Source organism: Magnetospirillum moscoviense (genome assembly GCF_001650635.1).
In the GTDB taxonomy this organism is placed as follows: Bacteria; Pseudomonadota; Alphaproteobacteria; order Rhodospirillales; family Magnetospirillaceae; genus Magnetospirillum; species Magnetospirillum moscoviense.
Window position 1 is genome coordinate 1 of sequence record NZ_LWQU01000152.1, and the last position, 24621, is coordinate 24621.

The 24621-nt window shown below is 65.5% G+C and carries 17 protein-coding genes; 3 read left to right on the forward strand and 14 right to left on the reverse strand.

Annotated features, from left to right (window positions below; translation table 11 throughout):
* Positions 1 to 141 precede the first annotated feature (141 nt).
* The 4 genes from aroC to A6A05_RS13145 all read right to left on the reverse strand — a co-directional run bounded on the left by aroC (position 142) and on the right by A6A05_RS13145 (position 4707).
* On the reverse strand, positions 142 to 1224 hold the full coding sequence (gene aroC, locus A6A05_RS13130; RefSeq protein ID WP_068501861.1) for a chorismate synthase: 1083 nt from the start codon (positions 1222 to 1224) through the stop codon (positions 142 to 144).
* 7 nt (positions 1225 to 1231) lie between these two features.
* Positions 1232 to 2050: an enoyl-ACP reductase FabI gene (gene fabI / locus A6A05_RS13135; protein ID WP_068501864.1), complete on the reverse strand. Its 819-nt coding sequence runs from the start codon at positions 2048 to 2050 to the stop codon at positions 1232 to 1234.
* A gap of 90 nt (positions 2051 to 2140) precedes the next feature.
* Positions 2141 to 3481, reverse strand: coding sequence for a hypothetical protein (locus A6A05_RS13140; protein WP_156521052.1), 1341 nt, complete (start codon positions 3479 to 3481; stop codon positions 2141 to 2143).
* A 191-nt stretch (positions 3482 to 3672) separates the two neighbouring features.
* The gene (locus A6A05_RS13145) at positions 3673 to 4707 is read right to left on the reverse strand and encodes an HD domain-containing phosphohydrolase (RefSeq protein WP_068501870.1); all 1035 of its coding nucleotides are present in this window, start codon (positions 4705 to 4707) and stop codon (positions 3673 to 3675) included.
* Positions 4708 to 4850: 143 nt separating this feature from the next.
* Between A6A05_RS13145 and A6A05_RS13150 the strand changes: the two genes are divergently transcribed.
* Positions 4851 to 6002 carry a YbfB/YjiJ family MFS transporter gene (locus tag A6A05_RS13150; protein WP_068501873.1) on the forward strand — a complete coding sequence of 384 codons (1152 nt, stop codon included), beginning with the start codon at positions 4851 to 4853 and terminating at the stop codon, positions 6000 to 6002.
* Here A6A05_RS13150 and plsY read toward each other — a convergent pair.
* Genes plsY through A6A05_RS13165 form a run of 3 tightly spaced genes read right to left on the reverse strand, consistent with a single transcriptional unit; the run spans position 5977 to position 8820 of the window.
* Positions 5977 to 6591 (reverse strand): glycerol-3-phosphate 1-O-acyltransferase PlsY, encoded by a 615-nt coding sequence (gene plsY / locus A6A05_RS13155; protein WP_068501875.1) that lies wholly within the window; start codon positions 6589 to 6591, stop codon positions 5977 to 5979. The two genes, A6A05_RS13150 and plsY, sit on opposite strands and share 26 nt — an antisense overlap.
* A complete protein-coding gene (locus tag A6A05_RS13160; RefSeq protein ID WP_068501878.1) occupies positions 6560 to 7870 on the reverse strand; it encodes a dihydroorotase in 1311 nt (436 codons plus the stop codon). Before A6A05_RS13160 ends, plsY begins: the two co-directional genes overlap by 32 nt.
* Positions 7870 to 8820, reverse strand: coding sequence for an aspartate carbamoyltransferase catalytic subunit (locus A6A05_RS13165; protein WP_068501882.1), 951 nt, complete (start codon positions 8818 to 8820; stop codon positions 7870 to 7872). Before A6A05_RS13165 ends, A6A05_RS13160 begins: the two co-directional genes overlap by 1 nt.
* Before the next feature lie 133 nt (positions 8821 to 8953).
* Here A6A05_RS13165 and A6A05_RS13170 point away from each other — a divergent pair, with 133 nt between their 5' ends.
* The gene (locus A6A05_RS13170; protein WP_068501885.1) at positions 8954 to 9832 is read left to right on the forward strand and encodes an ANTAR domain-containing protein; all 879 of its coding nucleotides are present in this window, start codon (positions 8954 to 8956) and stop codon (positions 9830 to 9832) included.
* Here A6A05_RS13170 and A6A05_RS13175 read toward each other — a convergent pair.
* The 3 genes from A6A05_RS13175 to dprA all read right to left on the reverse strand — a co-directional run bounded on the left by A6A05_RS13175 (position 9807) and on the right by dprA (position 16692).
* Positions 9807 to 12761 carry a PAS domain-containing protein gene (locus tag A6A05_RS13175; RefSeq protein WP_216635799.1) on the reverse strand — a complete coding sequence of 985 codons (2955 nt, stop codon included), beginning with the start codon at positions 12759 to 12761 and terminating at the stop codon, positions 9807 to 9809. The two genes, A6A05_RS13170 and A6A05_RS13175, sit on opposite strands and share 26 nt — an antisense overlap.
* A gap of 107 nt (positions 12762 to 12868) precedes the next feature.
* Positions 12869 to 15508: a type I DNA topoisomerase gene (gene topA / locus A6A05_RS13180; protein WP_068501893.1), complete on the reverse strand. Its 2640-nt coding sequence runs from the start codon at positions 15506 to 15508 to the stop codon at positions 12869 to 12871.
* Positions 15509 to 15537: 29 nt separating this feature from the next.
* On the reverse strand, positions 15538 to 16692 hold the full coding sequence (gene dprA, locus A6A05_RS13185; protein WP_245644296.1) for a DNA-processing protein DprA: 1155 nt from the start codon (positions 16690 to 16692) through the stop codon (positions 15538 to 15540).
* An 85-nt stretch (positions 16693 to 16777) separates the two neighbouring features.
* Between dprA and A6A05_RS13190 the strand changes: the two genes are divergently transcribed.
* Positions 16778 to 17407: an FMN-binding negative transcriptional regulator gene (locus A6A05_RS13190; RefSeq protein ID WP_068501899.1), complete on the forward strand. Its 630-nt coding sequence runs from the start codon at positions 16778 to 16780 to the stop codon at positions 17405 to 17407.
* 3 nt (positions 17408 to 17410) lie between these two features.
* On the opposite strand, the gene A6A05_RS13195 is transcribed toward A6A05_RS13190, so the two are convergent.
* The 4 genes from A6A05_RS13195 to A6A05_RS13210 form a co-directional block, all read right to left on the reverse strand.
* Positions 17411 to 19870: a glycogen/starch/alpha-glucan phosphorylase gene (locus A6A05_RS13195; RefSeq protein ID WP_068501904.1), complete on the reverse strand. Its 2460-nt coding sequence runs from the start codon at positions 19868 to 19870 to the stop codon at positions 17411 to 17413.
* A gap of 62 nt (positions 19871 to 19932) precedes the next feature.
* Positions 19933 to 22119: a 4-alpha-glucanotransferase gene (gene malQ, locus A6A05_RS13200; protein ID WP_068501907.1), complete on the reverse strand. Its 2187-nt coding sequence runs from the start codon at positions 22117 to 22119 to the stop codon at positions 19933 to 19935.
* Complete coding sequence (gene glgX / locus A6A05_RS13205) at positions 22116 to 24239, reverse strand: glycogen debranching protein GlgX (protein ID WP_068501910.1); 2124 nt, start codon at positions 24237 to 24239, stop codon at positions 22116 to 22118. The genes malQ and glgX overlap by 4 nt, the downstream gene beginning before the upstream one ends.
* Positions 24239 to 24619: a DUF5615 family PIN-like protein gene (locus A6A05_RS13210; RefSeq protein ID WP_068501912.1), complete on the reverse strand. Its 381-nt coding sequence runs from the start codon at positions 24617 to 24619 to the stop codon at positions 24239 to 24241. Before A6A05_RS13210 ends, glgX begins: the two co-directional genes overlap by 1 nt.
* Positions 24620 to 24621: the final 2 nt, after the last annotated feature.

The following is a 24621-nucleotide window of genomic DNA, read 5'->3' on the forward strand; positions in this document are numbered from 1 at the left end:
AATGCTTCAACATTGAGCGCCGGCTTGGCCATGCCCAACAGAATCATGAACCCGTCAGGGATTCAATCAAATGTGAGCCGTGCGCCAAGGGGCGCCCGGACTTTTGCCCCAGTTACTTAACCGCACTGCGCCAGATTCTTTTCAGCCGCACTGCGCGCGGTGGCGCAGCAGGTGATCGGCCAGGGTGACGGCCATCATCGCCTCGGCCACCGGCACGGCGCGGATGGCGACGCAGGGGTCGTGGCGGCCCTTGGTGATCACCTCGATCTCGTTGCCGTGGCGATCGACGCTTTTGGTCGGGATCAGGATCGAACTGGTCGGCTTGACGGCGATCCGCACCACCACATCCTGCCCGGTCGAGATGCCGCCCAGGATACCGCCGGCATTGTTGGACAGGAAACGCACCCGCCCATCGGCGCCCATGCGCATCTCGTCGGCATTGTCCTGGCCCGACAGGGACGCCGCCAGGAAGCCGGCACCGATCTCGACGCCCTTGACGGCGTTGATGCTCATCATCGCCTTGGCCAGATCGGCATCCAGCTTGTCATAGACCGGAGCCCCCAACCCGGCCGGCACGCCCGAGGCCACCACCTCGACCACCCCGCCTGTGGACGAGCCCGACTTGCGCACACCGTCCAGGAAGGCCTCCCACCCCTTGGCCGCTTCGCTGTCCGGGCACCAGAACGGGTTCTCGGTCCGCTGATCCCAATCCCACTTGTCGGGGTCGATGGCGTGCGGCCCCATCTGCACCATGGCGCCGCGAATCATGATGCCCGGCGCCAGATGATCCAGGATGACCCGGGCCACCGCGCCGGCCGCCACCCGCATGGCGGTTTCGCGGGCACTGGATCGCCCGCCGCCGCGATAATCGCGCAGTCCGTATTTCTGCTCATAGACCCAGTCGGCATGGCCGGGCCGGAAGGTGTCCTTGATGTCGCCGTAATCCTTCGAGCGCTGGTCGGTATTCTCGATCAGCAGCCCGATCGAGGTGCCGGTGGTGACTCCCTCGAACACGCCGGACAGGATGCGGACCTGATCCGCTTCCTGGCGCTGGGTGGTGAAACGGTTCTGGCCGGGCTTACGGGCATCCAGCCACGGCTGGATGTCGGCTTCCGCCAAGGGCAGCCGCGGCGGCACGCCATCGATCACGCATCCGATGGCGGGGCCGTGGCTTTCCCCGAAGGTGGTAAAGCGGAAGGTGTGGCCGAAGCCGTTGCCCGACACCTTGGCCTCAATCCTTGGCGACGGTGATGTCGGGGGCGTCGACCGCCTTCATGCCGACGACGTGATAGCCGCAATCGACATGGTGGCACTCGCCCGACACGCCCGACGACAGGTCCGACAGCAGGTAAAGGCCCGAGCCGCCGATATCTTCCAGGGTGACGTTGCGCTTCAGGGGGCTGTTATACTCGTTCCACTTCAGGATGTAGCGGAAATCGCCGATGCCTGAGGCGGCCAAGGTCTTGATGGGGCCGGCCGACAGCGAGTTGACGCGAATGTTCTGCTTGCCCAGATCGACCGACAGATAGCGCACGGAAGCTTCCAGCGCCGCCTTGGCGACACCCATGACGTTGTAATGCGGCATCACCCGCTCGGCGCCGTAATAGGTCAGCGTCAGCAGCGAGCCACCATCGGGCATCATCGCCGAGGCGCGCCGCGCGACGGACGTGAACGAGAACACCGAGATATGCATGGTCTTGGTGAAGTTTTCCAAGGTGGTGTCGGCATAGCGGCCACGCAGCTGGTCCTTGTCGGAATAGCCGATGGCGTGGACGACGAAGTCCAGCTTGCCCCACTTGGCCTGCAAGGCGTCGAACACGGCGTCGATCGAGGCTTCGTCCGAGACGTCGCAGGGCAACACGATGTCGGAGCCGACCTGCTCGGCCAGCGGACGGACGCGCTTTTCCAGGGCGTCGCCCTGATAGGTGAAGGCCAGCTCGGCGCCCTGGGCCCGGGCCGCCTGGGCGATGCCCCACGCGATCGAGCGGTCGTTGGCGACGCCCATGATCAGACCCTTCTTACCTTGCATCAGGGGAGCCGGAACCGACATTCAAACCTCTCTGGAAACTGTGGATATTTCTGCGGCGGGCATCCTACACGAAGAAGTGCGAGAGGCAAAAGGGATGAGGACCCGAGGCGACTATTCCTTCTTGATCAGACCGGTGATGCCGGCGACGAACAAGGCCGACAAGGCCCAGCCGAAGGCGATGTGCAGCCAGCGCCACAGCATCATGCCCCGCCCGAACACTCGGGCTTGCCCCCGTTGGTCGGTCGGCATCCAGTAATCTTCCTGCTGCAGATCGACGAAGGGCAGGAAAACGTCCAGCGAATAGACGACCGGCTGCAGATGGGGGTATTCCGCCGGCAGCACACGATCGGCGACATAGGCCTTGTCCATATAGACCCGCTCCTTGGCCGGCACCATGTGGCCCAGATGGTCCGCTTGGGCGACCGCCAACGCCCCACCGGCAATGAAGACCGCCATCCACACCGCCGCCAGCCACGGCCGGTAGCCGTATCCGACCAATACGTCGAACAAAACGCTGAGGACCCGTTTGTGCCACTGCAGGAAGGGCCGGCGGTCGCGTTCCTTGGCGATCAGCACGGCACGGGCGTCGGCATTGTGCCCCTGCGCCTTCATCACCTTGGCCAGTTGTTCGTAAGGCTGGGGGTCGAAATAGTTAAGCTTTGGCTGCAAATGCAGCCAGCGCAGCCTGGAATCGGAGTCCAACCCACAATGGGCGGCGAGCGCGCCATAGGTGAAACCGTTGAGTTCAAGCCCGCCCTTCTGGGTCGGCCAACAATCCGGGGAATCGTTCAGTGCGCCGACATGTGCGCGATCCAGGACCAAAGCCCCATTGGCTCGAAAGCCATTCCGTAGAAAGATTGCGCCAGCAACCTTCAGCATATCTGCTCGCAGAGCTGGCTCGTCACCGCCGTCGAGGTAAGAGCCGGAGCATTCCAGGCTGCCGCCAATATCGGCGCCAATCAGGTACACCCGTCCCTTGACCGTCGAGCGGCGCAGCAACAGCGAGCGATCGACACGCAACTCTCCTGCCTCGATACCGCCAATTTTTGGGCAATCCTGGAACCCCAACACCTTGGCGCGGGCGCCGCGTAGGTTGATGCCGTCGGCGATGGTGCATTCGCTCAGCCACAACGGACGGGTCAGGGTGCGATCCTCGAAATCGAGTTCACCGATGATGGTGGCGCCGCGAATCTGCACCCCCTTGGGGTGGACAGATTCATCGCCCTCCGGCTTGCAGGCCAGTTCGACCACCAGGGCAGCCGGGATGGTCTCGCCCACATCCAACGTTACCACTTTGCCTTGGCTGGCAGCCCAGAGAACTCTCTCTTCTGGTGATTCTGCCATCACATTCTCCCGCGTTCGGCTGCCGATGATGGCAGCGGCGGCGGCAGGACGGCAAAGGGGAATGGGCGGGAATGCCGCTGGTCGATAGACAAAACGAGGCGAGACCAAGCGCCCCGCCCGGTCATTGCCAGGCCTGACCCGGCCATGACGAAGGAAAATGGAAAAGATTTAACCACAGAGGCACAGAGGCACAGAGGCACAGAGGCACAGAGGCACAGAGAAGGAAAAAATAGAAAATCTAATTTATTTTTTCTTTTTCCTCTGTGCCTCTGTGCCTCTGTGGTTACACTTTTTTACTTCTACAGCCCCGGCGGCATCGGCGGATCATCGTCGCAGAAGACCTGATTGCCGTTGGCGGCGATCACCGCGACGCAGGCCGCCACCACTTCCGGATCGTATTTAGACCCGGCGAAGCGGGTGATTTCCGCCAGCGCCGCGTCGATCCCTAAGGACGGGCGATAGGGTCGGTGGCTGCTGATGGCCTCGACCACGTCGGCGACGGCCAGGATGCGAGCCTCGGGGATGATGGCATCGCCCTTCAGCCCGGCGGGATAGCCGGTGCCGTCGATGCGTTCGTGGTGCTGGCGGATCATCTGCGCCACCGGCCAGGGGAAATCGATGCCGTCGACGATCTCGGCACCCACCTCGGCATGCGAGCGCACCACGTCGAAGGCCGCCGCCGACAAGGCACCCGGCCGGGTCAGGAAGTCCGACGGCACGTTGATCTTGCCCAGATCGTGGATCAGGGCGCCGGTGTGCAGCCCCTCGATGACATGCTCGGCCAGGCCCAGCTTCTGCCCGATCGCTACCGCCAATTGCGCCACCCGGCGCTGGTGGCCGGCGGTATAGGGATCGCGGATTTCCAGCGTCAGCGACACCGCCCGCACCGTCTGCAGCAGCACTTTCTTCATCTGCGCCGTCGCCTGCAGGCGCTCGCGCTCGATGGCCTTGCGCTCGATGGCGTAAAGGATGGTCCGCCCGATCAGTTGGGCGTCGCACGACCCCTTGATCAGGTAATCCTGGCAGCCATGCTTGACCGCCTTCATGCCGACCTCTTCGTCGTTCAGGCCGGTATTGACGATCAGCGGAACGTCGGGGGCGGCGGCGCGCATCGCATCGACGGTCGCCATGCCGGTACCGTCGGGCAAGGACAGGTCCAGCAGCACGACATCGACGCCGTTTTCCGCCAACCATGCCTTTGCCGACGCCAAGGAATTGCGCCAAGTGATCTCGAAGCCGCCATATTCGGCCAGCAGCGTTTCAATCAATCGGGCGTCGCCGGGATTGTCTTCCACCAGCAACAGCCTGATCGGAGGCGCGTGGGGGTCGCGCATGGAGGTCGCCTGCACTTAATAGGCTAATACTAAAGTGTAACACTTCAGTCGGCCGGAAGGCAAATCTGATGCGGAAGGGCAGCCATGCGGTCGGCGCAAGGGGTGTGCTATGCTGTCGGCGCAACTTTAAGGCCCGTTCGCCCGTGACCCCAAAGACACGCCTGCTGATCGGCGGATTGAGCGCCTGCGCCGTGGCCCTGGGACTGGGGCGCTTCGCCTTCACCCCGATCCTGCCCTTGATGCAGGCCGCCCACGGGCTGGACACCCAGTCGGCCGGCTGGCTGGCGGCGTCCAACAATCTGGGCTATCTGGCCGGGGCGGTGTGGGCCGGGCTGATCGCCACCGATCGCGGCCGCCATCTGGCCTTCACCGCCAGCCTGGTGGTGGTGGCGGCATCGCTGGCGGCCATGTCACTGACCTCGGCCGAATGGGTGTGGAACCTGATCCGACTGGTGGCCGGCATCGCCTCGGCGCTGGTGTTCGTGCTGGGCGCCGCCCTGGTGGTGCCGGCCCTGGCCGGCCTGGGGGCGGCACGGCTGACCGGCGTGCATTTCTCGGGCGTCGGGCTGGGCATCATCCTGTCCGGTTCGGTGATCGCCTGGGCCGGCGGATGGGGCGGCGACAATGCCGCCTGGCTGACCGCAGGCGCCTTGTGCGGCGTGCTGTCGGCGGCCTCGGCCTGGGGATTGCGCCACGTCCACGGCAGCGGCGCCGCCGGGACCAGCCATCCGGCACCGGCCCCCTTCTCGCTGGGCTGGCTGTCGGCGGCCTATTTTTGCGCCGGGCTGGCCTATATCGTCACCGGCACCTTCCTGGTGGTGGTGGTCCGCGCCACCCCGGGACTGGAATCCATCGCCAATCTGTCGTGGGTGGTGGTCGGACTGGCGGCGATGCCGTCTTCCGCCGCCTGGGCGCTGTTCGCCGCCCGTTTCGGCTTCCGCCTGGCCCTGATCTTCGCCCATCTGCTGATGGCGGCCGGGGCCGGCCTGCTGGCGGTCACCGACAGCGCCATCGGCGCCATGGTCTCGGCCTTGCTGTATGGCGGCACGTTCTTAGGCATCGCCGGCATGGCCATGGCCTTCGGCCGGGCCATCGCGCCCGCGCACCCGGCCCGGGCGATGGGAATGCTGACGGCGGCCTTTTCGGTCGGACAGATGATCGGGCCGGTCGCCGCCGCCTTCCTGGCCGATTGGGGCGGCTGGATGCCGGCGCTGCTGATGGCCGCCCTGGTCACCCTGGCCGGCGTGCCGATGCTGATGTTTGGCCGCGTCAGCCCTTCTTCTGGCCGATCCTAGGTTCGTCGCCCTTCAGCAGGCGGCGGATATTGGCGTGGTGGCGGATGAAGCCCAGCACCGCCAGACCGGCGGCCATGGCCGCATGTTCCGGCCCCGACAGGAAATAGGCCATCACCGGCGCGGCGGCCAAGGCCACCAGGGCCGACAGCGACGAAATCTTGAAGATGCGCGCGACCACCAGCCATACCAGGCAGGCGCCCAGGCCTGCGAACGGCGAGGCGGCGATCAAGGTGCCCAACGTGGTCGCCACCCCCTTGCCGCCCTTGAAGCCCAGCCAAATCGGGAAATTGTGGCCCAGCACGGCCGCGAAACCGGCCACCAGCAGGGCCTGCTCGCCGGCCAGATACAGGGCGGTCAGGGCGGCGATGGCGCCCTTGCCGCCGTCCAGCAGCAAGGTGGCCAGGGCCAGGCCCTTGCGGCCGGTGCGCAAGACGTTGGTGGCGCCGATATTGCCCGAGCCGATGGCGCGGATGTCGCCCAGCCCGGCGGCCATGGTCAGCACCAGCCCGAACGGGATCGAGCCCAGCAGATAGCCGCCCAGCGCGGCGAGGGCCAGATCAAACGTCACGGCGAAACACCGTGCGGCCATCGACGATGGTGCGGAGCACCAATCCCTGCACCGGACGGGCGTCGAACGGCGAGTTTTTCGATTTCGAGCGGAAGCGGTCGGGTTCGATCTTCCAGCCGCGCGCGGGGTCGAACAGCACCAGATCGGCGGCGGCGCCGACCTTCAGGCGGCCGCCGGCCAGGCCCAGGATGTCGGCCGGCCCCGAGGTCACCCGACGCAAGGCGTCCAGCAGGCCCAGATGGCCGTCATGCACCAGTTCCAGGGTGATCGGCAGCAGGGTTTCCAGCCCGACGCCGCCGAACTCGGCCTGGGCGAAGGGCTGGCGCTTGGAATCGGCGTCCTGCGGCGCGTGGTCCGAGGCGATGGCGTCGATGGTGCCGTCCTTCAGGCCCTCGACCACGGCGCGGCGATCGTCTTCCGAGCGCAGGGGCGGCGAAAGCTTGGCGAAGGTGCGGTAATCCTTCACCGCCAGCTCGTTCAGGGCGAAATAAGGCGGCGCGGTGTCGCAGGTGACCGGCAGGCCGGCGGCCTTGGCCTTCCTGATGATGGCGACGCCGTCGGCGGTCGAGACGTGGGCGGCGTGATAACGCCCACCGGTCATCGCCACCAGGCGCATGTCGCGTTCCAGCATGATCGCCTCGGCCGCCGCCGGGATGCCCGACAGGCCCATGCGGGTGGCCAGTTCGCCGGCATTCATCGCGCCGCCCGAGGCCAGCGACGGATCTTCCGGGTGCTGGACGATCAGGGCGCCGAAGGTGGCGGCATAGGAAAGCGCCCGGCGCATGGTCTGGGAATCGCCGATGGCCTTGACCCCGTCGGTGAAGGCCAGGGCGCCGGCTTCCATCAGGAAGCCCATCTCGGCCAGTTCCTTGCCTTCCAGCCCCTTGGTGGCGGCGGCATAGGGATAGACCTTGGCCAGGCCGATCTTGCGGGCGCGGCGGGCGACGAATTCCACCGTCGCCACCTCGTCGATGACCGGGTCGGTGTTGGGCAGGCACACCATGGCGGTCACCCCGCCGGCCACCGCCGCCTCGCCGGCCGAACGCAGGGTTTCCTTGTGTTCCTCGCCGGGCTCGCGCAATTGCACCCGCATGTCGATCAGGCCGGGCGCCAGGCAATGGCCGCCGCAATCGACCACCTCGATGCCCGCCGGCACGCCGCCCTGGAACAGGCCGGGGCCGACATCGGCGATGGTCTCGCCATTGGTCAGAAGGGCGCCGGGCCGGTCCAGGCCGGACGCGGGATCGAGCAGGCGGGCGTTGACATAGGCCACCAGGCCGGCAGGCGCAGGCTTCGACATCACACGGCCACCTGATTGGGAATGTTGCGGGTCAACAGGTCGAGGCAGGCCATGCGCACCGCCACGCCCATTTCGACCTGCTCGCGGATCAGCGAGCGCTCGACATCGTCGGCGACGTCGGAATCGATCTCGACACCGCGATTCATCGGGCCGGGATGCATGATCACCGCGTCGGGCTTGGCCATGGCCAGCTTCTCGCGGTCCAGGCCGAAGAAGTGGAAATATTCGCGGATCGACGGGATGAAGTTGCCCTTCATCCGCTCGTTCTGGATGCGCAGCATCATCACCACATCGACGCCGTCCAGCCCCTTGCGCATGTCGTGATAGACATCGACCCCCATGCGATCGACCGCCGCCGGCATCAGGGTCTTCGGCCCGATCAGACGGACCTGGGCGCCCATGGTGTTCAACAGATAGATGTTCGAACGCGCCACCCGGGAATGCACCACGTCGCCGCAGATGGCCACCGTCAGCCCGGCCAGCCGGCCCTTGTGGCGGCGGATGGTCAGCGCGTCCAGCAGCGCCTGGGTCGGGTGCTCGTGGCTGCCGTCACCGCCATTGATCACCGCGCAATTGACCTTTTCCGACAACAGCTTGACCGCGCCGGAATCAGGGTGACGGACCACCAGCGCGTCCAGATGCATGGCGTTCAGGGTCATCGCCGTGTCGATCAAGGTCTCGCCCTTGGCGACCGAGCTGGCCTGGGTCTGCATGTTGATGACGTCGGCGCCCAGGCGCTTGCCGGCCAGCTCGAAGCTGGTCCGCGTCCGGGTCGAGTTCTCGAAGAACAGATTGACCAGGGTGCGGCCGCGCAACAGGTTCTTGCGCTTGTCGACGGACCGGTTCTGATCGACATAGCCGTCGGCCAGATCCAGGATGGCGGTGATCTCCTGCGGCCCCAGGCCCTGGATGCCGAGGAGATGGCGATGCGGAAAGCGTTGGTCGGTCATGAGGCCGAACTATAGGGCGGCTCGCGTGGGGCTGCAAGCGGCCGACGTATGCCTGCCATGGCTTTTGGTCAAGTGACGTGATGTCCCCGCTTCAGGTATGTTTTGACGGAAATGAAGACTGGGCGCCCAAAGCTTGTCCCAATCCTTCGAGAATGTCCGACTGGTCCTGGCGGAGCCCAATCCCAACATCCGCATCGGCCTGCGCGCGGCGCTGACGGCGGCGGGGTTTCGTGCCATCACCGAAACCGCAAGCTACATCAGGGTCCATGATCTGCTGGCCCATGACAGCGTCGATCTTCTGATCTCGGCGGCCGAATTGGAAGGCAACGACGTCGGATTCCTGATCTCGGAAAACCGCAATCAGCGCCTGGGTCCCAATCCGTTCCCGCTGGCCATCACGCTGCTGGGCAACCGGGCCCCGGCCCGCGTGCGCCAGGTCATCGTTTCCGGCACCGACGACCAGTTGCTGGCGCGCATTCGCAGACTGTATCACCGCCGCAAGCCGTTCGTGGTCACCCACGATTATACCGGCCCCGACCGCCGCAACCAGGCGCGCGCCTTCGGGACCCACCAGGCCCCGATGATCGAGGTCCCCAACCCGTTGCGCCTGCGCGCCGAGAACGGAATCGACGGCACGCGGATGGAATTGCTGATCCGCGAGCAGGCGGCCTTGTTGAACCGCATCAAGATCGAGCGCCATGCGGTGCAGATCAACTGGCTGGCCGACCACGTCCACGCCACCATTCGCGACGGCATCTCCAGTAACGCGGTCAACCTGATGCCGTTCACCAACAAGTTGCTGTCGGTGGCCGAGGATCTGATCCGGCGCATGAAGAACAGTCCGGCCGAGGCCCATGTCGCCCCGGTGGCCGAGCTGCGCGAGTTGGCCCACCGCCTGGACGGCGCGCCCGATTCCATCCCCTATAGCGAGCTCGAGCGGCTGAACGGCCTGGCCAAGGCGATCGGCCGCACCCTGCTGTCGGTGGTCAGCCCGCCTGCTCAGGTGGCCTGACCGTCGCGGCGGGCAGCGTGAACAGGAAGGTGCTGCCCTGGCCGGGCGTCGATTCGATCCAGATCCTGCCGCCATGGTGCTGGACGATCTTGCGGCAGACCGCCAGCCCAATGCCGGTTCCCTCGACGGTGTCGTTTTGCACCAGACGCTGGAAGATCCAAAACGCCCGCTCGCGGTCTTCGGCGGCAATGCCCATGCCGTTATCGGCGACACTGACCTGCCAGAAGCCGTCGCCGACCTCTTCCCACGCCACATCGATGACCGGCGCCCGATCGGGTGAGCGATACTTGATGGCGTTGCCGATCAGGTTCTGGAACAGCCGCGTCAGCTCGATATGGTCGCCAGCCACTTCGGCAGGCCGATCGGGGAGCGCGATCCGCGCCTGGCCTTCGTTGATGGCCGGCGCCAGATTTTCCATGGCGTCGGCCAAGGGCGCGGCCAGACTGATCGGCTGGAGCTTGCCGTCGCCACGCCCGACGCGGGAATATTCCAACAGGGCCAGGATCAGCGCATCCATTCGCTTGGCGCCGCCGACGGCGAAATTCAGGAAATCCCTGATGTCGGCCGGCAGGTCGGGGCCCAACTTGCGTTCGACCAGGGCCAGATAGCTGCTGATCATCCGCAAGGGCTGGCGCAAATCGTGGCTGGCGACATAGGCGAATTGTTCAAGCTCGGCATTGGACCGGGCTAGATCGTCCATGGCCTTCTCGATGGCGCGGGCGGCCGAGCGTTGTTCGGTGATATCGCGGGAAAACACGGCGACCTGACGCACCTTGCCACGATCGTCGGCGACCGGATGGATCCGATTGTCGAAGATTCTTCCCTGCCGCTCGTCAATGACGTGCTGCGGCTGGCCGCTGGTCCACACCTGGTCCAGAAGCTGCCGACGCGAATCCGCCAGGGATTGCGGCAACAGCGCGAAGAAGTTGGTTCCGATCAGGTCCTTTGGGGCCTTGCCGAATCTGGCGGCCAGGGATTCGTTGACCGCCAGCAGGTTGCCGTCGCGGTCGAACAGCATGGCTGCGTCGATGGTGGCGTTCATCAATGCCTTGGCCAGGGCCTCGCTTTCCTGCAAGGTCTGCTCGGCCCGCTTGCGCATGATAATACCGGCCAGGGTGTCGGCGAACATCTCGAGGAAGCGCTGTTCCTTGGCGTCTTGGCGATGTCCAGGGGCGACATAGGTGTTCAACACCCCCAGCACCCTGCCTTCGGCTTGAATCGGCACGCAATAATGGCCGTGATCGTCCATGCCGTCGAAACCGAAGGTGTGCCGATGGTCGACGTGATCGGCGAACACCACAGATCCGGTCGCCGCCGTGCCGCACAGGCATTGGCCGATGGCGACGCGTTGGCAACCTTGGCAGATTTGATCGGGCAGATTGCGTTGGGCGACCATCGTCAACCATCCGCCGTCACGGACGAACACCGCGCCGCGCGCCTCGAGCGACAGCCAGGGCAAATCCAGCAACTCGGCCAACGCCGCATCCAGCACCTCGGCCAAGGACCGCCCGCCCAGGGAATGGCGCAAGCAATTGGCCAGCGCTTCGGTGGTGGCAAGGTTCCATTCCATCATCGCCTGGGCGGCGCGGCGTTCGCTGATGTCGCGGAAAATGTTGACCGCGCCGACGATTCGGCCCCGCTCGATCAACGGCGCGGTGGAATATTCGACGGGAAAATTACTGCCGTCGGCGCGCCAATAGACCTCGTCCTCGACGCGCAGCACCAGACTGCCGCTCTTGTGGTCCATCACCTGTCGGATGGGACAATCCTCGATCAGGTAAGGGGTGCCGTCGGCGTGGTGATGGTGGGTCTGCTCGTGCAGGACTTGGCCGATCCCGAAATCGTCGGCCCAGCCCAGCATCCGCCGGGCGCCGGCGTTGATGAAGGTGACCTTGCCGTCCAGGTCGATGCCGCAAATGCCGTCGCCCACCGAGGCCAGTACCAGGTCGCTGCGACGCCGGGCTTCATCGGCGTCGATCCGCGAACGCACCAGCTCCATCATGGTGCGCTGGATGACCAGGCTGGCCCCCACCGACGCCACCAGGAAGACGATCGCCAGACCGACCAGATAGTTGGCCTCGCGGCGCCAGCCGGCCAGATAGTCCTTGGACGAAACGCCGACGACCAGGTGAAGCGGCCAATGGGCCACTTTGCGGTAGAAGAAGATGCGCGTCAGGCCATCGACCCCCGACACCGTCTCGTAATATTGCGGCGGGGCGTTGGTCGCGACCAGATCACGCAGGGCCTGAGACGGCGTGTTGATCCCGCTGGTCGGCCCGCTCAGCGGCGAGTGTCGCGCCACCAACGTCAAGCGATCGTTCCACAGCCCGACACTGCCATTCTCGCCGATGTCGATCGACGCGAACATCCGCGCAAGCGATTCGACGGTCAAAGCGACGTGGACGGTGCCGGCGAACTTGCCGTTCACCGGCAGTCGTGGGCGGGCCAGGATGATCATCGGCGCCGAGACCAGCCGCCCGACGATGGGCGACGAAATGTAAAGGCCTTGTTCCGGATGGTCGCGGGGGGTGATGAAATGCTCGCGGTCGGCGATGCTGATGCGGGGGTTGGGGCCGGCATTGGTCACCGCATGGACGACGATGCCGTTGGAATCGATGACCCTAAGGCCCAAAGCCTCGGGCAGGCGGGCATCGTGACGGGCGAGAAAGTGGTCGAGCGCGGCGCGGTCGATGCCACCGGCCACTTCCTGGCGGTGAATCTCGTCGATCACCGCCAGCAAGGTCAGATCGACCTTTTCGATGAACCGGGCCATGTTCTCTTCGAGAACCCGGCCGTAATTGTCGGCGATCAGAATCGCCTTGGTGCGTTCATGCTGGTGGTTCCAGCTCAGAACCATGCCGACCAGGCCGAACACCAGCAGATTGAGCAGCACGACGACGCCAAGAAGCCGGGCAAACCCTGGCAACACGCCATTCCTGTCCATTGACACGACCATTCGCGCCCCTGTGAGCTAGGCTGGCCCCGACACCCTTTGGTATAATAGACCAAGGTATCGGGACCGACAAGACACTCGGGCTAGACCTTGGCGGACTTCTTGGCCGGGGTCTTCTTGGCGGCGGCTTTCTTGGCCGGGGCCTTCTTGGCTGGGGCCTTCTTCGCCGGGGCGGTCTCGGCCTTGGGCGCGGCGGCCTTGGCCTTGCGGCCTGTCTTCTTGGCCGGCGCCTTGGCCGCCTTGGCGGCGATCAACGGCAATGCCGCTTCCAGCGTCACCGTCAGCGGATCGGTTCCCTTGGGCAAGGTGGCGTGGATGCCGTCGCGGCTGACATAGGGGCCATAGCGCCCTTCATGCACCGTCACCGGCTTGCCGTCATGCTCGCCCAGGGTGCGCAACGGGCCGGCGGCCTTGCCGCGCGCCTGGGACAACAGTTCCATGGCGCGGTTCATGCCGATTGTCAGCACGTCGTCGTCCTTGGTCAGCGACTTGTAGACGCCGTCATGCAGCAGATAGGGACCGAAACGGCCGACACCGGCGGCGATAGCCTTGCCGGTCTCGGGGTGGGTGCCGACCGGACGCGGCAGATCCAGAAGCTTCAGGCCGATCTCCAGGCCGACATCGGCCGGTTCCAGCCCCTTATAGAGCGACACCCGCTTGGGCTTGGCTCCGTCGCCGCGCTGGGCGTACCAGCCATAAGGACCCTTGCGCAGGGTGATGATCTCGCCGGTGGCCGGGTCGGTACCCAGTTCGCGGGTGGTGTCGCCGCCCTCGGGCGCGCCGTCGCCGTCGGTGCCCACGGTCAGCGGTCGGGTGAAGCGGCATTCGGGATAGCTGGAACAGCCGATGAAGGCGCCGAACTTGCCCAGCTTCAACGACAGCCGACCGGAATTGCAGCCCGGGCACAGGCGCGGATCGTGGCCGCCCGGCTGTTCGGGGAAGAAGTGCGGCCCCAATTCGCGGTCCAGCGTCTCGATGACTTCCGAGACGCGCAGTTCCTTGGTGCCCTCGACGGCGCCCAGGAAGTCGCGCCAGAACGCCTCGAGCACCTTGCGCCAGTCGATCTTGCCGTCGGACACCTCGTCCAACTGATTTTCCAGATCGGCGGTGAAATTATATTCGACATAGCGGCCGAAATAGCTTTCCAGGAAGGCGGTGACCAGGCGGCCGCGATCTTCCGGGATGAACCGACGCTGGTCCAGACGGACGTAATTGCGTTCCTGCAGCACCGTCAGGATCGAGGCATAGGTCGAGGGCCGACCGATGCCCAGCTCCTCCAGGCGCTTGACCAGGCTGGCTTCGGAATAGCGCGGCGGCGGCTGGGTGAAATGCTGTTCGGGAGTGACCTTCTGGCGGCTCATCGCCTCGCCTTCGGACACGTCGGGCAGCAGCCGCTCGGACTCGTCCTCGTCGGGGCTGGCGGGCGCGTCGTCGCGATCCTCGCGGTAGACCTTCAAGAAGCCCTCGAACACCACCACCGATCCGGTGGCGCGAAGCACGGTCTTCTTGCCCTCGCCGGCGATGTCCACCGCCACCTGATCCAGCTCGGCCGCGGCCATCTGGCTGGCGACGGTGCGCTTCCAGATCAGTTCGTACAGGCGCAGCTGGTCACGGTCGAGATACTTCGCCACCTGATCGGGCCGGCGGAACATGTCGGTCGGACGGATACATTCGTGCGCTTCCTGGGCGTTCTTGGCCTTGGCCTTGTAAAGCCGGGGCGAGGCCGGCACATAGGCCTTGCCGAAATCCTTGCCGATCAGGTCGCGGGCCGCCGCGATCGCCTCGGCGGCCATCTGCACGCCGTCGGTACGCATATAGGTGATCAGACCGACGGTCTCGCCGCCGATATCGACGCCTTCATACAGGCGCTGGGCCAATTGCATGGTGCGGCTGGCGCCCAAATGCAGCTTGCGGCTGGCTTCCTGCTGCAGGGTCGAGGTGGTGAAGGGCGCATAGGGGTTGCGCTTGGCCTTCTTGCGCTCGACCTTGTCGATCTGGAAACGGTCGGACTCGATGGCCAGCTTGGCCGACTGGGCCGCCGCCTCGTCGCCCAGCGAGAACTTGTCGAGCTTGGCCCCGTTCAGATGGGTCAGGTTGGCGGTCAGGGCCTGGCCCTTGGCGGTCAGGAAATCCACCGCCACCGACCAATATTCCTGGGTCTTGAAGCGCTCGATCTCGGTCTCGCGCTCGCAGATCAGCCTGAGCGCCACCGACTGCACGCGGCCGGCCGAACGCGAGCCCGGCAGCTTGCGCCACAGAACCGGCGACAAGGTGAAGCCGACCAGATAATCCAGGGCGCGGCGCGCCAGATAGGCATCGACCAGATCCTGGTGGATGTCCCTGGGATTCTTCATGGCGTCCAGGACGGCGGTCTTGGTGATCTCGTTGAACACCACGCGCTTGACGTCCTTGCCCTTCAGGGCGCCCTTTTCTTCCAGCACCTGGCGGACATGCCACGAAATCGCCTCGCCCTCGCGATCCGGGTCGGTGGCCAGAAACAGTTTGTCGGCCTTCTTGACGGCGGCGGCGATTTCCTTGATCTGGCGTTCCGACTTGCCGTCGGCCACCCAATCCATGGCGAAGCCGTCATCGGGGCGCACGCTGCCGTCCTTGGCCGGCAGATCGCGGATATGGCCGTAAGAAGCCAGGACCTGGAAATCAGGGCCGAGATACTTGTTGATGGTCTTGGCCTTGGCAGGCGATTCGACGACGACGACCTTCATCCGGCCCCGATCAGGTACGAGAAAATGCTTCAGATGCCAGCCAGCAGCGCCACCTGATTTCCAGGCAGGCGCTCCAGGCGACCGGCCAGCTCGAGTTCGAGCAGGACCAGGGACACCACGGAAGCAGACAATTGGCACTCGCGGATCAGCAAGTCAACCGTCACCGGAGAAGGACCCAAGCTTTCCAGCAAAAGATTCCGGGCGTGCGCCAGCTCGGATTCGTCGGGAATCGCCGAGGGAATGGCGGCGAACGACACCTTGCGACCCTCGGCCAGCGGCCGGCGCAGCATGTCGTTCAAGACCGCCAGCACGTCGGCGGTCCCTTCGGTCAGGGTGGCGCCATGGCGGATCAGGTCGTTGGGACCCTGGGCGCGCGGGTCCATGGGATGCCCCGGAACGGCGAACACCTCGCGGCCCTGGTCGGCGGCCATGCGCGCCGTGATCAGCGACCCCGATTTCAACGAGGCCTCGACCACCACCACGCCTAAGGACAGGCCCGAGACGATGCGGTTGCGCCGGGGAAAATGGCTGGCCTGGGGCTGGGTGCCGGGCGGCATTTCCGACACCGCGCAGCCCATGGCGACGATGTCGTCGTAAAGCCGGGCGTTTTCCGGCGGATAGACCACGTCGATGCCGCCGGCCATCACCGCCACGGTGCCGCCCGACAGCGCGCCTTCGTGGGCGGCGGTGTCGATGCCGCGCGCCAGCCCCGACGCCACCACCAGCCCGTCGCCGGCCAGTTCGGCCGCCATGCGCCGGGTCAAGCTGCGGCCGTTGACCGAGGCGTTGCGGGCGCCGACCATCGCCACCATCGGCCGGGTCAGAAGCGAGGCGTTGCCCCGGGCATAAAGGATCGGCGGACCATCGTCGATGGCGGCCAGATAGCGCGGATAGCCGGGTTCGCAGGCGGCCAGCACGGTGCAGCCCAGGGCCAGGGCGGCCTCCATCTCGCGCTCGGCGACATCCTTGGGGCAGATGATGATGGGTCGGGCCCGGCCGCCGCGCTTGGCCAGTTCGGGCAGGGCCGCCAGCGCGGCCGAAGCCGAGCCGAACCGTTCCAGCAGGCGGATGAAGGTGCGCGGCCCGACATTCTCGCTGCGGATCAGGCGCAGCCAGTCAAGACGCTCTTGCGGCGAAAGGGTTCGTGTCGCCTCGCTCATGGCGCGCAGAGTGGGCCATTGCATGCAAGGCGTCAATGGGGTTGGGGTTGGGCTTGATCGCGACGCCACCGGTGAGGCAATGTCGAGACGCAGTCAAGAAGGCCAAGCCATGTACACCCCCGCCCCGTTCCGCCAGGACGACCTGACCGTTCAACACGATTTCATCCGACGGTCGCGACTGGCCGTCATCGTGGTCTCGGATGGCGACACCCTGGATGCCAACCACGTTCCGGTGCTTCTGGATGCCGAGGACGGCCCTTATGGGACCCTTGTCGGGCATCTCGCCCGCGCCAATCCGCAAGCCCGTCCACGGACCGAGGCGATCCGGGCATTGGCGGTGTTCAGCGGGCCGGATGCCTATGTCTCGCCCGGCTGGTATCCCAGCAAGCAGGCCACCGGCAAGGCGGTGCCGACCTGGAACTATGTCGCCGTGCACGCCCACGGCCGGCTGGAACTGATCGAGGATGCCGCCGCCAAGCGCGCCATCGTCGCCCGGCTGTCCGAGCTCCACGAGGCCGGGCGGCCCACCCCGTGGCGGATCGAGGACGCGCCGCCGGATTTCATCGACGCGCAATTGGCGGCCATCGTCGGCTTTCGCCTGCGGATCGAACGGCTGGAAGGCAAATGGAAGCTTAGCCAGAACCGCCCGCCCGAGGACCGGGCCGGCGTGACCGCCGCCCTGGCCGACGGCGGCGCGGCCGAAAGGGCGGTGGCAGAGTTGATGGCCGGGACCGACTGAACCCTACTCGACCTTTACGTTCCAGATCTCGCGGGCATATTCGGCCACGGTGCGGTCCGACGAGAACTTGCCCATGCGGGCGACGTTCAAGATCGCCCGGCGGTTCCATTCGTCGGTGTCGCGGTACAGTTGGTCGACCCGCTCCTGCGCCGCCAGATAAAGCGGGAAGTCGGCGGTCAGCAGGTAATGGTCGCCATGGGTCAGCACATCGACGATCCCCTGGAACCGGTCGGGCTGGTCGGGCGAGAAATAGCCCGACGAAATCAGCTCGATGGCCTTCTTCAGGCATTCATTGGCATTGATCGCCGGGACCGGGTCATAGCCATCGATGCGAATACGGGCCACTTCCTGGGCGGTCAGGCCGAACAGGAACATGTTTTCCTCGCCCACTTCCTCGCATATCTCGACATTGGCACCGTCCCAGGTGCCGATGGTCAGGGCGCCGTTCATGCTCATCTTCATGTTGCCGGTGCCCGAGGCCTCGGTGCCGGCGGTCGAGATCTGTTCCGACAATTCCGCCGCCGGCATCACCAGCTCGGCGGTCGAGACGTTGTAATTGGGAACGAACACCACCTTCAGCTTGTCGCCGACCAGAGGGTCGTTGTTGACCACGTCGGCGACGTCGTTCACCAGCTTGATGATCAGCTTGGCCAGGGCATAGCCCGGCGCCGCCTTGCCGCCGATGATGATGGTGCGCGGCACCAGATCGATCATCGGGTTCGAGCGGATGCGGTTGTAACGGCTGATGACGTGCAACAGGTTCAGCAGTTGGCGCTTGTATTCGTGGATACGCTTGATCTGCACGTCGAACAGCGAATCGGCGGTCAGGTCGATGCCCAGACGCTGGCCGATGACGTCGGTCAGATGTTCCTTGTTGGCGCGCTTGACGGCGGCGAACTCGGCCCTGAACCCCTTGTCGGCGGCGAAGGGTTCCAGCTTCTTCAGCTCGTGCAGATGGGTGACCCAGTTGTCGCCGATGGCGCCGGTGATCAGCTTGGCCAGGCTGGGATTGGCCCCCAGCAGCCAGCGCCTGGGGGTGACGCCGTTGGTCTTGTTGGTGATCTTGCCCGGGCTGAGATGGTCGAAGTCGGAAAAGATCGTGCTTTTCATCAGGCCGGTATGGATGGCGGCGACGCCGTTGACCTTGTGGCTTCCGACCACCGCCAGATGGGCCATGCGGATGCGGCGCTCGTCACCCTCGGCCACCACCGAGACGCGGCGCAGCAGCTCGGAATCGCCCGGATGGCGATGGCGGACTTCCTGCAGGAATTCGTGATTGATCTGATAGACGATTTCCAGGTGCCGGGGCAGGATGCGGCCGAACAGATCGACCGGCCAGGTCTCCAAGGCTTCCGACATGAGCGTGTGATTAGTATAGGCGCAGCAACGCCGGGTCAGGCTCCAGGCGCGGTGCCAATCCAGCTGGTGTTCGTCGACCAGCACGCGCTGCAGTTCGGCCACCACCATGGCCGGATGGGTGTCGTTCAATTGGATGGCGACCCGCTCGGGCAGCATGTCCCAATTGTCGTGCGACTTGCGGAAACGGGCCAGGATGTCCTGGATCGAGGCGGCGACGAAGAAATATTCCTGCTTGAAGCGCAGTTCCTTGCCCCGCTCGGTCATGTCGGACGGGTAGAGCACCTTGGACAGGGTCTCGGACTCGTTCTTGTCGCGCACCGCCTCGATGTAATTGCCGGCGTTGAAATATTTCAGATCGAACTCGCGGGTCGACTTGGCCGACCACAGGCGCAGATTGTTGACGGTCCGCCCGCCATGGCCAGGGATCGGCACGTCATAGGCCATGGCCATGACCTCTTCGGCGTCCATCCATTGGGCGCGGGTATGGCCCATCACGTCCTTGTAATGGATGACCCGGCCGCCGAAACGGACCGGATAGATCACGCCGGGCCGGGCGAATTCCCATGGATTGCCGTAGCGCAGCCAGTTTTCCGGGCTTTCCACCTGCCAGCCATGTTCGACATGCTGGGTGAACATGCCGTAATCGTAGCGGATGCCATAGCCGAAGCCGGCGATGTTGAGGGCCGCCATCGAATCCAGCAGGCAGGCGGCCAGACGGCCCAGGCCGCCATTGCCCAGCGCCGCTTCCACTTCCCAGCCGACCACTTCGTCGAAATCCAGGCCCAATTGGCCGATGGCTTCCTTGACCTGATCGTAGATGCCCAGACTGATCATGGCGTTGGTCAGCGTGCGGCCGATCAGGAATTCCATGCTCATGTAATAGACGCGCTTCTGATCCTGCTCGTAATAGCGGTTCAGTGTCGGCATCCAGCGTTCGGTGACGCGGTCGCGTACGGCATAGGCGGCCGCCATGAACCAATCGCGCGCGGTGGCGTTGATCGGCTCCTTGCCCACCGAATACAGCAGGTGGCTGGCGAGCGAGTATTTGATGCTCTCGACGTCGTCGTCGAGGAGCTTGACGACCGGTGGCCCAATACGGCGCATGATCTGCCCTTCCCGCCTAAAGCAATCCCAAAGAAATGGAGTGGCCTGCCCCTACCCTGCTGTCAAGGAACTTTCGGTGATGGCCGCAAATTCCCGAGGGCTTTCATCCGGGCGTCACCGTCCAAACCGGCGACGTCCAGGGCGAAGCGCCGGCGCCAGTTGGGATGCTGATCGACGGTACCCGGCAGGTTCATCTGGCTGTCCTCGGCCAGGACGTCCTCGATCTGGACCATCATCAGGGCGGCGCTGGACCGGGCCAGATAATGGTGGCCGGCGGCGGTCAGGGCCTGTCCCTGGGCGGCATCCAGCGGACCGGAGGTGGGAAAGTCGGGCGGCAGCAGGCCTTGCCCCGCCAGGGCCTCGACCATCAGGCGGCGGTCGGCTGCGCGGGCATCTTGTTCCTCGGCCGCCATGCCGTCGCGGGGATAGAGGTTCAGGCGGGCGCGGGCCTTGATGTCGGCCTCGTTCCACCAGCCCAGGATGCTGGGCAGGTCGTGGGTGGCGAAAATCGCCAGGGCCTGGGGCGAGAACTCGTCGGGACGCTTGAAGCGGCCGTCGGTCTTCTCGAACACCATCACCCGATAGGCGAACAGCGAGGCCGCATCCATGCGTTCGCGGAAACCGTCGGGCACGGTGCCCAGATCCTCGCCGATCACCAGGCAGCGGTTGCGCGCCGATTCCAGGGCCACCAGCCGGAACAGGTCATCGACCGGATAGCGGACATAGGCGCCCTGGTCGGCATCCACCCCCGGCGGCACCCAGTAAAGTCTCTGCAGCAGCATGGCGTGATCCAGCCGCAACGCGCCTGCATGGCGCATGTTGGCGGCCAGGATTTCGGCGAAGGGCCGATAGGCGGCTTCCCTCAGTGCGATGGGATTGAACGGCAGCAACCCCCAATCCTGCCCTTTCAGCGCCAGCGGGTCGGGCGGCGCGCCGACCGACAGGCCCAGCGCCAACAAATCCTGGTCGCCCCACGAATCGGCGCCGTCACCGGCGATGCCGACGCCCAGATCGCGATAAAGCCCGATGGTCGCCCCGGCGTCGCGCGCCGCCTGGTGGGCGGCGCCCAGCTGGCGGTCGGCCTCGAATTGCAGCCAGGCATAGAACTGGACGCGTTCGCTATTGTCGGCGGCGAAGCGGGCGACGGCCGGATTGGCGGGGTGGCGGAATTCCTCGGGCCAGTGGCGCCACCAGCCGTTTCCGTCCTTCAGGAAGCGCTCGTGCAGGGCCTCGAAGGTGGCGAACTGGGCAAGGGCCGCGCCGCCTGTCTGCTGGAAGGCGCGAAAGGCTTGGGCACGCTCGTCGTTCTCTGCCAGATGTTCCGAGCAGAACCAGGCGTAAAGCGCTTCGAGCACCGGGCGCTGGACCCGGGCGACCTCGGCATAATCGACCAGCGGATAGCCCTTGACCCGGGCCAGCGTCGCCTGGAACCCCGGCGAGGCGAAGGTGCGCTTGGCCTCGCGACAATGGCGGAATTCCGGGATGGCCTCGATGTCGAGATAGGTGACGTTGAGAAAACGCCGCGACGACGGCGCATAGGGGCTGTAGCGCTCGGCGCAATTGGGGAACAAGGCGTGCAAGGGGTTGACACCGATGGTCTTGGCCCCCAGCCGGCCGGCCATTTGCCCCAGTTCGGCCAGGGCGCCGTAATGGCCGACACCCCAGTCGCTGCCGGTGCGAAGCGCATAGATCTGCGTCGCCAGGCCCCAGGCCCGCGCGCCCCCGGCCACCTCGGGCGGCACATGGCCCTTGGCCGGGGCGACGATCACCGCCATCTCGGCCGTCTCGGTGCCGATCTCGACGCTCAGGCGGTGATAGCCGGGCGGCGGCAATTCCGGCAGGCGCAGCTTCCAGCGCTTGACCAGTTCGCCATCCACCCACCGTTCATCGATCCATTCCTGGGTGTCGATGGTGACGAAGGCCGAATGGCCCACCCCCATTTCCTCGGTCAAGGTCCAGCCCGCCGTCACCTTGTCCAGGTCGGCCGGCACGGTCAGCGTCACGAACGGATCGGCCTGGCCCGCGGTGAACAGGGCCACCGGCTCCAGCCAGCGGCGCCACGGACGGTCCTCGAGCTGGGCCAAGGTGGCCGCCGCCTGGGATTCGTCGGCGGCGTCCAGCCCCATGGCGGCCAGGAAGGCCCGCTTGGTCGAGGCCGGCACCACCCGCCACTGGCCGTAGAAATCCCACCAGCCGTCCTCGATCCCGGCGAATCTGGCCAACCGGTCCAGCATTTCGGTCTCGCTCATGGCGTTCCCCCTTCCCGACGCCGCAGAACGGCCAGCGAATGCGGTTTGACCGGGAACCGGCTGCCACCTTGGCACACTTCTTCCGGCCCAACCCGCCCGGGCCGCGCGGTATCCATCAACACTTCCCAGCTGTCGCCCATCTGCGGCGGCAAGGTGTAGAACAGGATTTCGGTATAGGCGTTCATCAGCACCATGTAGGTCTCGTCTGCATCCAACCGGCCGGCCCGCGAATCGACAACGCAGGATTCGCCGCCCAGCACGAAACCCAGCGAACGGGCGAACGGCGCCGTCCAGTCGGCATTGGTCATCTCGGTCCCTTCGGGGGTGACCCAGGTGATGTCCTTGAGCTTGCCGCCCGCCACCCGGTCGCCCTTGAAGAAATGCGGCCGCCGGAACACCGGATGCTCGCGCCGGAGCTTCATCAGCCCCTGGACGAAGGCCAGCAAGTCCTCGTCCACCTTGCCCCAATCGACCCAGCCGACATCGTTGTCCTGGCAATAGGCGTTGTTGTTGCCGCCCTGGCTGCGGCCGAACTCGTCACCGGCCAGCAGCATCGGCACCCCTTGCGACAGCAGCAGCGTCGCCAGCATGTTGCGGATCTGGCGCGCCCGCAGCGAATTGATCGCCGGGCTGTCGGTCGGGCCCTCGGCGCCGCAGTTCCAGGAATAATTGGCGTCGGTGCCGTCGCGGTTGTCCTCGCCGTTGGCGACGTTCTGCTTCTTCTCATAGGTCACCAGGTCGGCCATGGTGAAGCCGTCGTGGCAGGTGACGAAGTTCAACGACGCCCACGGTCGGCGCCCGCCCCAGCCGAACATGTCGGACGAGCCGGTCAGCCTTGATGCCATGTCGCCGATGATGCCGCCGTCGCCGCGCCAGAACCGGCGCACGGTGTCGCGGTAGCGGCCGTTCCATTCCGACCAGCCCGGCGGGAAGCCGCCCAGGCGATAGCCGTCGCCGCCGATGTCCCATGGCTCGGCGATCAGTTTGACCCGCGACAGCACCGGGTCCTGGCGCACCGCGTCCAGAAAACCCGAGCCGCCGTCGAAGCCCGATTTCTCGCGCGCCAGCGAGGCGGCCAGGTCGAAGCGGAAGCCATCGACATGCATTTCCTCGACCCAATAGCGCAAGGAATCCATCACCATCTGCAGCACGCGCGGATGGGACAACTGCAGGGTGTTGCCGCAGCCGGAATAATTCTCGTACCACCGCTCGGCACCGGGAACCAGCCGGTAGTAGCTGGCATTGTCGATGCCCTTGTAGGACAGGGTCGGCCCCAGATGGTTGCCCTCGGCGGTGTGGTTGTAGACGACGTCCAGGATCACCTCGATGCCGGCCTCGTGCAGGCGGCCGATCATCGTCTTGAAGTCGCCGTGCGGATTGGCACCGTAATAGCGCGGCTCGGCGGCGAAATAGGTGATGGGGTTGTAGCCCCAGTAATTGCGCAGGCCCTTTTCCACCAGGTGGCGTTCATCCACGCCGGCCTGGACCGGCAGCAACTCCACCGCCGTCACCCCCAGCTTGACCAGATGGTCGATCACCGCCGGGTGGGCCATCCCCAGGAAGGTGCCGCGCACCGCCGGCGGCACCTGCGGATGCTTCATGGTGAAGCCGCGCACATGCAACTCGTAGACCACGCTGTCGGACCAGGCGGTGTCGGGCCGGCGGTCGGCGCCCCAGGTGAAGGCGGTGTCGAGCACCTTGCATTTGGGCATGAAACGCGCATTGTCGCGCCGGTCCATGGCTAGGTCCAGCTTGCTCGAGCCCAGGCGGAAGGCGAAATGGGTGTCCGACCAGATCAGCGAGCCGGTCAGCGCCTTGGCGTAAGGGTCGATCAGCAGCTTGTCGGCGTTGAAGCGGTGGCCGCGATGGGGATCATAGGGGCCATGCACCCGGTAGCCGTACAACAGGCCCGGCCGGGCGTCGGGCAGATAGCCGTGCCACACCTCGTCGGTATATTCGGGCAGGGTGATCCGCTCGACCTCGCGGCCGTGCGCGTCGAACAGGCACAGATCGACCTTGGTGGCATTGGCCGAGAACAGCGCGAAATTGACGCCGTTGCCGTCCCAGGTGGCTCCCAGCGGATAGGGCGATCCAGCCCAGATGCGGCGGCGGTGGGGCATTAGCGGAGCTCGTCAGGAGGCAGGTTCGACAGGCGGATGTCGGTGGCCGAATGGACCTCGACCACCCGGTTGATGGTGTGGTCTAAACCGCCGACAAAGTCCAGGGCCGCCTCGAACAAAACGATCTGTTCGGCCAGGCGGGTCTGCGGCAGGATGATCACCAGCCCGTCATGCCATTCGACCTCGGCGAACAATTTCAGGAAATCGCGGGCATTGTTGGTGACGAAGCAATATTCGCCGGCCAAAATAATGTCGATCAGATTGTAATCCTGATAGCCCGCCTTCCCCAGAAACCGCACATGGGTCGCATCGACACCGCGCGCCTGGGCGCGGGCGACCAGCGTCGGACTGAGGCATTCGTCGAGCAGCAGACGAAGCATGG

Excerpts from the sequence above, each read along its gene's own strand:
- malQ (WP_068501907.1), bottom strand. The coding sequence starts at position 22,119 with ATGAGCGAGACCGAAATGCTGGACCGGTTGGCCAGATTCGCCGGGATC.
- A6A05_RS13210 (WP_068501912.1), bottom strand. The coding sequence starts at position 24,619 with ATGCTTCGTCTGCTGCTCGACGAATGCCTCAGTCCGACGCTGGTCGCC.
- dprA (WP_245644296.1), bottom strand. The coding sequence starts at position 16,692 with ATGCAATGGCCCACTCTGCGCGCCATGAGCGAGGCGACACGAACCCTT.
- topA (WP_068501893.1), bottom strand. The coding sequence starts at position 15,508 with ATGAAGGTCGTCGTCGTCGAATCGCCTGCCAAGGCCAAGACCATCAAC.
- A6A05_RS13195 (WP_068501904.1), bottom strand. The coding sequence starts at position 19,870 with ATGCGCCGTATTGGGCCACCGGTCGTCAAGCTCCTCGACGACGACGTC.
- glgX (WP_068501910.1), bottom strand. The coding sequence starts at position 24,239 with ATGCCCCACCGCCGCCGCATCTGGGCTGGATCGCCCTATCCGCTGGGA.
- A6A05_RS13145 (WP_068501870.1), bottom strand. The coding sequence starts at position 4,707 with ATGCGCGACCCCCACGCGCCTCCGATCAGGCTGTTGCTGGTGGAAGAC.
- A6A05_RS13160 (WP_068501878.1), bottom strand. The coding sequence starts at position 7,870 with ATGTCGAAGCCTGCGCCTGCCGGCCTGGTGGCCTATGTCAACGCCCGC.
- fabI (WP_068501864.1), bottom strand. The coding sequence starts at position 2,050 with ATGTCGGTTCCGGCTCCCCTGATGCAAGGTAAGAAGGGTCTGATCATG.
- plsY (WP_068501875.1), bottom strand. The coding sequence starts at position 6,591 with ATGGCCGCACGGTGTTTCGCCGTGACGTTTGATCTGGCCCTCGCCGCG.
- A6A05_RS13165 (WP_068501882.1), bottom strand. The coding sequence starts at position 8,820 with ATGACCGACCAACGCTTTCCGCATCGCCATCTCCTCGGCATCCAGGGC.
- A6A05_RS13190 (WP_068501899.1), top strand. The coding sequence starts at position 16,778 with ATGTACACCCCCGCCCCGTTCCGCCAGGACGACCTGACCGTTCAACAC.